The 10,313-nt window shown below is 60.3% G+C and carries 10 protein-coding genes; 8 read left to right on the top strand and 2 right to left on the bottom strand.

The annotated features are described in order from the left end of the window. Positions 1 to 45 precede the first annotated feature (45 nt). The 8 genes from JYJ84_RS19130 to JYJ84_RS19095 all read left to right on the top strand — a co-directional run bounded on the left by JYJ84_RS19130 (position 46) and on the right by JYJ84_RS19095 (position 8,799). A complete protein-coding gene (locus JYJ84_RS19130) occupies positions 46 to 291 on the top strand; it encodes a DUF3717 domain-containing protein (protein WP_043178075.1) in 246 nt (81 codons plus the stop codon). A gap of 181 nt (positions 292 to 472) precedes the next feature. After that, positions 473 to 1,390: a LysR family transcriptional regulator gene (locus JYJ84_RS19125; RefSeq protein ID WP_011355987.1), complete on the top strand. Its 918-nt coding sequence runs from the start codon at positions 473 to 475 to the stop codon at positions 1,388 to 1,390. Positions 1,391 to 1,499: 109 nt separating this feature from the next. Further along, positions 1,500 to 2,375: an alpha/beta fold hydrolase gene (locus JYJ84_RS19120; RefSeq protein WP_175221723.1), complete on the top strand. Its 876-nt coding sequence runs from the start codon at positions 1,500 to 1,502 to the stop codon at positions 2,373 to 2,375. Positions 2,376 to 2,818: 443 nt separating this feature from the next. After that, the gene (locus JYJ84_RS19115) at positions 2,819 to 5,713 is read left to right on the top strand and encodes a type VI secretion system Vgr family protein (RefSeq protein ID WP_122949054.1); all 2,895 of its coding nucleotides are present in this window, start codon (positions 2,819 to 2,821) and stop codon (positions 5,711 to 5,713) included. Next, positions 5,713 to 6,273, top strand: a complete 561-nt coding sequence (locus tag JYJ84_RS19110) for an NlpC/P60 family protein (RefSeq protein WP_122949055.1) — start codon at positions 5,713 to 5,715, stop codon at positions 6,271 to 6,273. Before JYJ84_RS19115 ends, JYJ84_RS19110 begins: the two co-directional genes overlap by 1 nt. After that, positions 6,270 to 7,172, top strand: a complete 903-nt coding sequence (locus tag JYJ84_RS19105; RefSeq protein WP_175221724.1) for a hypothetical protein — start codon at positions 6,270 to 6,272, stop codon at positions 7,170 to 7,172. Before JYJ84_RS19110 ends, JYJ84_RS19105 begins: the two co-directional genes overlap by 4 nt. A gap of 66 nt (positions 7,173 to 7,238) precedes the next feature. Then, a complete protein-coding gene (locus tag JYJ84_RS19100; RefSeq protein ID WP_164462814.1) occupies positions 7,239 to 7,841 on the top strand; it encodes a hypothetical protein in 603 nt (200 codons plus the stop codon). Further along, positions 7,828 to 8,799 (top strand): hypothetical protein, encoded by a 972-nt coding sequence (locus JYJ84_RS19095; protein ID WP_174958250.1) that lies wholly within the window; start codon positions 7,828 to 7,830, stop codon positions 8,797 to 8,799. Before JYJ84_RS19100 ends, JYJ84_RS19095 begins: the two co-directional genes overlap by 14 nt. Before the next feature lie 106 nt (positions 8,800 to 8,905). Here the strand turns inward: JYJ84_RS19095 and JYJ84_RS19090 are convergent, their stop codons facing one another. Continuing rightward, the gene (locus JYJ84_RS19090) at positions 8,906 to 9,259 is read right to left on the bottom strand and encodes a hypothetical protein (protein WP_174958249.1); all 354 of its coding nucleotides are present in this window, start codon (positions 9,257 to 9,259) and stop codon (positions 8,906 to 8,908) included. Between the two features lie 179 nt (positions 9,260 to 9,438). After that, on the bottom strand, positions 9,439 to 10,313 hold an 875-nt coding region (locus JYJ84_RS19085), incomplete at its 5' end, for an MlaD family protein (RefSeq protein WP_205189373.1).

Genomic DNA, 10,313 nt, shown 5'->3' with positions numbered 1-10,313 from the left:
ATCTGGGCCGATACGGCCCGCGGAGCGCGCAACCCAGAGGAATCCATGAGCGCATCACCCGCCGAGCGGAAGGCCGGACCCGTTTCCATCGTGCGACTCGAAGCCGCGATCAACGCGTGGCGCGAAGTGTACCCGCCGGCGCCGGACGGCGAGGACGGCTACGCGCTCGACGCCGGCAGCAATTGCCTCGCGGAGCTGTACGGCACGATGATCTGCTACCAGCTGCCGGACGTGCCGCTCGACTCGCTGAGCGACGCGCAGCGCGACGCGCTCTACGCGACCGAAGTGTGACGGGCGGTCGAGACGCCGCTGTGATGCGGCGTCGATGAAACTAACGGGAAGCTCGCGGGCTTCCCGTTTTGCTTTGGGCGGCGCGGGGCCGTGCGCGTGGCGGTTTCCGCCGCCTGCGGTATCGTGATGACATCATCCGGCCCGGGTTGAACGCCGGATCGCTGTCCGGGAGGCATCGAACATGGAGTTGAGACACCTCCGCTACTTCGTCGCGGTCGCCGAAGAGCGGAATTTCACGCGGGCGGCCGAACGGCTGCATATCGCGCAGCCGCCGCTGAGCCGGCAGATCCAGCAGCTCGAGGAAGCGCTCGGCGTGCCGCTGTTCGAGCGCAACGCGCGGCCGCTGAAGCTGACCGACGCGGGGCGCTTCTTCTATTCGCACGCGGTGCAGCTGCTCGCGCAGACGACCGAACTCGAATCGATGACGAAGCGGGTCGGCAAGATCGAGCGCAGCATGTCGGTCGGTTTCGTCGGCTCGACGCTGTACGGGATGCTGCCGAAGATCATCCGGCGCTTTCGCAGCGAGTATCCGGCCGTCGAGCTGAGCCTGCACGAGATGTCGACGATGGACCAGATCAAGGCGCTGAAGGAAGGGCGCATCGACGTCGGGTTCGGACGCATTCGCCACGAGGATCCGAGCGTGCGGCGCGTCGTGCTGCGCGAGGAGCGGATGATCGTCGCGCTGCCAGTCGGCCATCCGCTCGACAGCGCGAAGCCGGTGCTGTCGCTGCACGATCTCGTGAACGACACGCTGATCATCTTTCCGAAGGCGCCGCGCCCGAGCTATGCGGACCAGGTGCTCGCGGCCTTCCACGATCGCGCGTTGCAGCCGCGCAAGATCTACGAGACGCGCGAACTGCAGATCGCGCTCGGTCTGGTCGCGATGGGCGAGGGCGTGTCGGTCGTGCCGCACAGCGTGTACGGGCTGAAGCGCGACGACATCAGCTACAAGCCGCTCGACGATCCGAACCTCGTGTCGCCGATCATCATGAGCATGCGGATGCTCGACGAATCGGAGGATCTCCGCGCGATGCAGGCGCTGATCTACCGGCTGTACGACGAGGCGCAGATGGAGTATCTGCCGCCGCAGCCCGAATGAACGCGCGAGCGGTGGGGGCTTGCTTGACGCTGTGTGCGAGCGCGGGCCAACATCGCAGGATCCAGTGTGGCCGCCGAGGGGCGGCCGCTTTCATGCAGACGACAGACACATGACCGATATCGTGACCGAGGAGACAACCGTCGAGACGCCGCAAGGGCGCCTCTTTGCGAAACGCTGGCGCGGTGGTCCGGCGCAACAGGCAGCGGGTGCGTTGAATGTGGGCGCGCCTGAGCCGGCCGCGCCTACGCCGGCCGCACCTGAGCCGGCCGCACCTACGCCGGCCGCACCGATCGTGCTGCTGCACGATTCGCTCGGCTGCGTCGAACTGTGGCGCGACTTCCCCGCGCAGCTCGCGAGCGCCACGCAGCGCGACGTGATCGCCTACGACCGCCTCGGCTTCGGCCGCTCGGATCGTCATCCGGGCAAACTTGGCACGACGTTCGTGCGCGACGAGGCCGATCGTGCGTTCGCGGCACTGCTCGAACAACTGGGCGTCGACGCGTTCGTCGCGCTCGGGCACAGCGTCGGCGGCGGCATGGCGGTCGGGTGTGCGGCCGCGCATCCGGAGCGTTGTCGCGCGCTCGTGACGATCGCCGCGCAGGCGTACGTCGAGGATCGCACGCTGGCCGGCATTCGCGACGCGGGGCAGCAATTCGACGAACCGGGCCAGCTCGACCGGCTCGCGCGCTATCACGGCGACAAGGCCGAATGGGTGCTGCGCGCGTGGGTCGATACGTGGCTGTCGCCGGCCTTTCGCGACTGGAGCCTCGACGACGTGCTGCCGCACGTGCGTTGCCCGACGCTGGCGATTCACGGTTCGCAGGACGAATACGGCTCGTCCGTGCACCCGAACCGCATCGCGTCGCGAGTGGCCGGAACGTCGTCCGTCGTGATGCTGAAGGAATGCGGGCATGTGCCGCACCGCGAGCGAACGGCCGACGTGCTCGACGCGGTGAAGGATTTCCTGACGCGGCATGGGGTGTGAGCGCAGGATGGTCGTGCGATGAGTTGTCGATCCGCCGTCCTGGCCTGAAAACAGGGGAATCGTTCGCGCCTGCGCAGTGTATATTGGCCCGCGCGAGACCGACGAGGGGGACTGCATAAGACGACAACCATCGGGTTGAAACAAAAAATGGCGACCTCACGGACGCCGAATTGAGAATGTGACCGCGCTGTGTCGGTATTTTTTCTGAATCGATATTGAGCGGATGGTGTTTTTACCTTGCTGTGAGCAGTTAGGGCTAGATCTCCAATGAAAATGGGCCGGAGATGCCGCTCGAACGTTCCTTTAAGAATCAACATGTAGTAAATTCCCAGTCTTTCCGGGGTGGTTCTGTGGCGGCACGTGAGGTCGGGGAACCAATTGTTCGCAGCAAAGTGCGGGCATGGGCGCGGGCGTATCCAATAAGAATGTCGAACGAGTGACGCATGAACATGACCGAACTGGCACAGGCCATTCGCGGTGGCCTGATTCAGCAAGACCGGCTGTTGAAATCTGATATTCCGAGTCTACCCAGCAATACGTTATTACCCCGCAGGGCGGTTACCCATGCCGAATTAGGCCGGGATTTCGCCGTCGAGCTTGACATGGTATCAACGGCTGGCGACATCGAACTGAAGGCGCTTATCGCACAACAGATGACGTTGTGGATTCAGCGAGAGGACAAATCGTATCTGCCGATCAACGGCTATATCCATACGGCCCGCCGATTGGGCGCCGATGGCGGCTTGACTGCCTATCAGTTGAGTTTCGCGTCGTGGATGCATTTCCTGAAGTTCCGCAGCGATATGCGGCATTGGCAGGACAAACCGGTCGATGAGATCGTCACGGATGTGTTCAACGCGCATCCTCAGGCGCAAGGGCAATTCCAGTTCGTGTTGTCCAAGCCGCTGCCATCGCGCTCATATTGCCGGCAAAGCGAAACGGACTGGAATTTCGTGCATCGGCTGCTGGAGTCCGAGGGGTTGTACGGCTTTTGGCGACAGGCGAACGACGGCAAGTCGCATACGTTCGTGATCGTCGACGATATCCACAATCTGGACAAGATGTCGCCGGAGACCGTGCGGTTCTACCGCTCAGGCGCGAATAGCGAGGCCAACGCGTTCACTCAGTGGTCCGGATCGCGCACGCTGCAAAGCGTGACCTACACGACCCGAACATTCGACTACAAGGCCCCCGCGTCGTCGTTCAGCCCGAAAGGCACGACGTTGCCGTCGCGGCCGGATCAAGGGGACTTGCCCAGCCAGCTCGAGATCTATTCGTACACGGGCGCGTACACCTATTCGGATCAGGATCGTGGCGATCATTTGACCCAAATCCATCTTGAAGAATGGGAATCGCGCGCAAAGCGCTTCGATGGCGTGGGCGGTGTCCGTGGCATTGATGCCGGGCTTCGTTTCCGTCTGGAGAATCACCCCGAGCACGACCGCGATTCGGAGAGCCAACGGGAATTCGTTGCGATCAAGGTTTCCCGGTATATCGAGAATAATCTGCCGCTTTCCGGACAAGAAAAGAACTTTCCGCATAGCCTGAAGGGGCGGGTCGATGAAGCTATTGCCGGCTACTCGGGCGACGCGTCGCTCACGATTCGCCATTCCGACGGCAGCGAGGGTTTCTTCCTGGTTCAGGTCGAAGCGCAGCGTGTCACGGTCCCGTACCGCAGTCCGTTTGAGCACACGAAGCCGGTGATGCATCTTGAGACGGCGATGGTGGTTGGCCCAAAGGGTGAAGAGGTCTATACGGATGCGCACAACCGGATCAAGATCCAGTTCATTTGGGATCGTCTCAACCCTGGCGACGAGAAGGCCTCTTGCTGGGTGCGCGTTGCGCAATCGGATACGGGCGGAGGGTACGGCGGTATTCACGTTCCGCGTGTCGGCGAAGAGGTCATCGTAGGGCATGTCGGCGGGGACTGTGATCGCCCAATTGTTTTGCATCGTGTATTCAATGGCGCCGTCCGGCCTCAGTGGCACAGCAACGGCATTCTGTCGGGTTACCGGACTAAGGAATACGCCGGGGCAGGCTTTAACGAACTGGCGTTGGACGACGCTACTGGACAAAACCGCGTTCGGCTGATGAGCAGCACCGGCAACAGCCTGTTGCATCTCGGGTACCTAGTTGAGCAGAGCGGCAATATGCGCGGCTCGTATCTCGGCAGCGGCTTTGACTTGAAGACGGACCATTACGGTGCTGTGCGAGCGAATCGTGGGCTTTACGTGAGCACGCACTCGAAGGAAATGAGCAGCCAGGCATTGGATGCAGGCGAATCGCGAGGACAACTCGTGAACGCCGAGAGTCTGATGGAGACTTTATCGGATGCCAGTGTCCAGGCTCGCGCGGAAGGCACGAAAGAGGGGTATGGCGCGCTCAAGGCCTTCAGTGCTGCGATGGAGCAGAATAACGCCGGCACTTCGACGGGCGGTCGAACTGCGGGCGGCGGAATGGGCAATGCAAATGGATTCTCGAAGCCGATATTGCTGATGGCGAGCCCGGCGGGCATTGCGTTGTCCACTCAACAGTCAACGCAAGTTGCAGCAGATCAGCACGTTAACCTCGTCAGCGGCGAGAGTACGCACGTTGTGGCCGGCAAATCCCTGCTTGCGACCATCGGTGAAAAGCTCAGTATCTTTGTTCAGAACGCTGGCATGAAGCTGTTTGCGGCCCACGGGAAGGTGGAACTCCAGGCGCAGGGAAATGCCATGGCACTCGCCGCCCTCAAGGACGTCACGATCACAAGCAGCAGTGGAAGAGTAGTGCTGTCAGCTGAAAAGGAGATCTGGGTCGGAGCGGGCGGCTCATACATCAAGATCAGCGGTAGCGGGATCGAAAACGGCACGCCCGGGCAGATCCTGGAGAAGTGCGCATCGTGGGAAAAGGCTGGCGCAGCAAGCGCAACGGTGCCCCTGCCCGTCATGCCAATAACGAAGCAGGAATCCGGCGACCAGCACTTTGTCCTTCGATCGCATGACGGTAAGCCCGTCCCGAATCAGAAATACCGAATGTCGATCGGCGATGACGTAATCGAAGGCACGACCGATGCGAGCGGAAAAACGCAAGTCGTGGAAGGCTACGTCGGACAGCCCGTCCACTTTGAAATCGTGGATGACGTCTACGACGAGCATTTCGTCGTGCGAGATGCTTTTGGCGAGCCGATTGCGAACATGCCCTATCAGATACGTGCGGAGGACGGTCGCCTCATCGAGGGCATGACCGATGACGAAGGCAAAACCTCATTGTTTACCAGCGAAAAGATCGTAAAAGTGGATTTGCTCTATAGGCCCGGCAATCATGATGACTATCCCGCAGATACCGGAGTGAACTAATGGATCCAGTTACATTGAGCTCATCCGCGACGAGTGATACGGCCATCACAGCGGGCACGGGTTGCACGGTCGGCAGATTCATCACCGAAGACGAAGGTTGGAAGGTCGTGAACATTGCGGCCACATGGGAAGGTACGCCATATCGCATGGTTGGCGCTGCGTCGGAAAAGTCTGTTCTCGGAGACTGTTCGGGGTCGACGAACAAGATTTATGTGGAGGCCGGATTTCCCTATCCATATCAGACGACTGCGTCATTTGCGGCTTTTGCGCGAACCACGAATCGCTTCCGTAAAATTGATCCGGCGAAACAGAAGTTGCAGGCGGGAGACGTGTTGCTCTGGGATGGCCATATGGCAATCTATGCGCCGTTTACGCCCGACAGCCCGAAATATGACGGAAACCTGTACAAGCGCGGGCAGAAAAAGTACAACAACATGTACACTGCGTTCAATGGCCGGACTCACCACCCATACGGGCCGTACAACATCGAAGTATTTCGGAGCGATCCGTACACGGTGTATCGATACTACATCCTTCCATCTCCCGACGATTGCAAATGATGAAGAGTGCGAAGCAATTTTTGATCGGGGCGGTTATGACGATGGCGGCCACATGCACACAGGCCTTCGAGTTCGAAGATGCGGTGCCGCTGACGATCGGCGCGATACAGCGCAACGCCCGGCCATCTGACGTCGAGGTGTCGCTGGATGGGAAAACAATCACCGTCTCGGCGCGATTGAGCAATGAAACGCATGCTTTGGTGAAGAGGGGGTATTACGCATACACGCCACTGTTTCACCGTCTTGGCGCTGGCGAGGAGAATTATGACAAAAGCTTTTCTGATTTGCAGGTGACCTTCGACGGAAAAGCGATTCCGCTCGTCACCGGGCGGCGCGCGTTCTTTCTCGGCAAGGACGTGACTGGCGAGGTAAGGGCGGCAGGCCTGGATCCGCTTCCGAGTGAAGAGAGCGATCTCGCGAAAGTTGCTCGAATTAAACCTCAGTTGGGAATGAAACTGAGCGATGGCCGCGATTGGGAAGGTTTCGTGTCGTACTCCTGGGCCATTCCGGTGCCGGCTGATTCGACGGGCGTATTGACCATCCGCTATCAGGCGCTGCCGCAGTTCAGTCTGGATGAGGTGACGAGTGCGCGTTTTGCCCGTCTCGTCGAGCAGCACTGCGGCGACGTCGCGCAAGTGACACAAAGGCTGCACGCGATGGATGCGGGATCCGGACAGATTCTGGTTCAGCGATACGTCGTGCCCGTTTCCTTCATAAACAGGGCGCCGGTCAAAGTGAGCCTGTCGCAGCCAAGCCCCGACTGGATGGGCGGACGACCGTTGTTGTCGCTCACGTGCGGCTTGACCCCGCGCGACGGTGCGTCGCTTCCTGCAACAGGCCGGATCGACGATTCGGATGCGAAGCTATCGATTCTGGTTATTTCGAGCCCGGCCCGTTAACTATCGATCAGCAAATCGTACGACGAACGGCTTACAGTTCTGCAAGTGCATCAGGAGAAACAGGCAATGGCCCAGGCACAAGGAAAGGTCACCCCTAAAAATGATTCGGCAGGCGTTGAGGTCAATATTTGTCAACCCCAATGGATCGCTGAGCAAGAAACGTTCAAGATCGCCAACAGTCCTCCGCGTACGGCAAATCTGACGTTCTCTGGGGCAGACCTGAATTACCTGGCCCGGGTGTTGTATGCGGAGTCGAGCGGAGCAGGGATACTGCCCGATGAAAGCGATCGCCGGATCGAGAAAGAGGCTCTGCTGAACGTTTTCTATTTCAGATTGAATCGAAAGGGCTATCCAAGAAACGATTACATTGCCAAGACTTTTTCCATGGTTTGCAATGCTGCTGGTCAATTTGACTCGTTGCAGCCGAAGCCGAGGCCGAAATTCATTAATTCTGGAAATCCGAAGTATAAGGCGTTGGGAAAGAGCGAGTGTTCTGATTTGCAGGAATCAATCGACGCAGTGCAGGCTTTCATTGCAGGTGGGCCGAACTCGAAATATATATACGATAACTTCAGATCCCGCTCGGCGCGTCATAGTGGCACGATTATCGGCAACTCAAAGTTTTGGCTTTCGGAATTGGGTAAGGAAGAATCCGATGCAGTGCGCTAAATGGATCAAGACTACGCTCGCTGCAGCCTTGTTTGCATTCGGGGGCGCGGCAAGCGTCGCTGATGCGGCGAATTCAGGCGCAGACAATCCGGTACACAAGCTGGAGATCGGTCGGCTGACGATTTTCCAGAAGTACTCGGAGTACCTGCGGTTCGTCTTGACTGATGACCGGCAAATCGCCGTGACAGATACGGCGGGTTTCTATTGGCCATTGGTGAGCGCCGACACGCAGGGGCGCTTCTACATCGGCAACAGGGTCATCGATAGCGCCAATGGTCGTGTGGTAAAAACCGACGCAGATCGACGAGCCATCGTCCTCGGCGCTCATTACACCGTGTCTGCTGACGATGTTCGTCATTCGGTGAAGGTCCGGCGTGGTGGACACGTGTGCGAAGTCAATGTCAGGAAACTGGGCCTTGATCCGGCAGACGGAAGTGCCAGCGAGTTCCTGCGCGGTGTCATCCGCTTCGTCGATGCGGACGGGCCGCTGGTCGGCCTGGTGACGTTGGGCGGCAATCAGGCCGGCGATACCCGTTATCTTGCCGTCAGTATTTCGCCCGAAACATGCGCCGTAAAATCGACCGATCTCGGCAACCCGGATTATCTGTTTGAACTGGGTTGGACACCGAACGGACATTGGTGGATAACGGGCACGACCGAGGGAACGTTGATCCGCTCCGACGATGGCATGACGTGGGTCACGACCCAATTGCCCGATACGATATCCCAGGCTGTCAGTGCGTACGTCGCCGATCCGAACCATGTCTGGCTCGCAGCCAATTATGCGCATATGGCGGACAAGGACAATCCCGAGATCGTGTATTCGGAGGATGGTGGCAAGACATGGACGCCGCTCACGTGGCAGAGCAGCTTGATGTCCCGTATCCCGCCATACTGGCTGGAAGGGCAAATGCGTTCTAGAAGCAAGCCTGTCATGAACGAGTCCAAGACTCGCTGACACAAGTCATCGAGCGACGATGCGGGCGGACGGTCGACGTGCTCGCCGCGGTCTGCGATTTCCAGCACCGCTCGGGCGCCTGAGCCCCCGAGCGGGCAGCGGGCCCTCAGAACGCGAGCTGGATCGCGAGGTCGATCGCGAGCAGTGCGATCGAGCAGCCGATACCGAGGATCACGTTCGGCAGCCGGTGCTCGAAGTCGCGATTGTCGCGGCGCATCGCGGCGCCGAGCAGGAAGATCGCTTCGACGAATATCTGCAGCCCGACGAACAGCAGCATCAACAGATACTCGTAACCCATCTGCTTGAACCCGGCGAAGTGCATCCCGTGATCGCGGATCCATTGGCCGACGCGCAGCAGTTCGTAAACGAACAGCAAGGCGGGAAACAGGTAGCTGATGAAATAGGTCGGCGCGGTGGCGTGCCGTAGTTCGAGGTGGAAGTGCTGATGCGTGGTTGCCATCACGAATCCCTCCTTGCAACGCATGATTGCGGTCGCGACGGCGGCGCGACAACGTGCAAACGAAGGGATTACCCGAAGCGTCGTGCGCAGCCGTACGACATCAGCATACTGCTGCGCGGGAAATTTGGCATGCGGTGCGTGCGGTCGTCGTAAAAATGCATCTGCGCGGCGAGACGCGTTCATCGTGTCGTATTCGCCGTATTCGCAGGATGCGCTGCATCGGCCGGCTCCGTGGCGCGCGATGCATTCGGCATCCACCCGTCCGGATGCTGCTCCAGATCGTCGGCCAACGCGCGCAGCGCGCTCGAAGTTCGCGCGAATTGCGTCAGCGTGCGGCGGACGTTCGATGTATTGGCACCTTGTTGCGCGAGCATCGCCTGCGCGGCCGTGAACGACTGCCGCGCGGTGCCCAGCGCCGCGCGTGCATGCGGGGCGAGTTCGGTATCGAGTTGCCTGAACAGCGCATCGGTATTCACGAGCGCGGCGTTCAGATCCGTACCCATGCGATCGAGCGGCAACCGGGAGAGCGTGCCGACGATATCGGTCATCTGTACGCGCAGTACGTCGAGCGTGCCGGGCACGGTCGGCAACACGATCGGCTCGCGATGCGTGTCGACCGAGGTGGGTGGGGCATTCGGGAACATGTCGAGCGCGACATACGAGCGGTTCGCGATCGGGTTGCCGACGCGCAACTGGCCGCGCAAGCCGCGCGCGACGAGCGTGCGCAGCAGTGCCTTGCCGGCTTCGGACTCGCCGTTGCCGAGCGTGTCGCGGTAGCGCTGCCCGAGGCGATCGGGGTAGAGCGCCATCGTCACGCGCATCGTGACGTCGCCGCGTGCTGCATCGTATTCGGTACCGATGGCCGTCACGTGGCCGAGTTCGATGCCGCGAAACTCCACCGGCGCGCCGATCTCGAGGCCGCGCAGCGAACGATCGAAACGCATCACGACGGGCGCAGGCTGCGCGTTCGGCGTGCGCATCGCGTCGATTTCATCATCGGCTACGCGAAAGCGCGCGCCGTCCGGTGCCGTGCTGCCCGGTGCGCGTCCGGGCG

It is taken from the genome of Burkholderia sp. LMG 13014 (assembly GCF_905232215.1).
Taxonomy (GTDB): Bacteria; Pseudomonadota; Gammaproteobacteria; order Burkholderiales; family Burkholderiaceae; genus Burkholderia.
The sequence above is the reverse complement of the archived record's forward strand: the minus strand, read 5'-3'. Positions and strand labels throughout refer to the sequence as shown.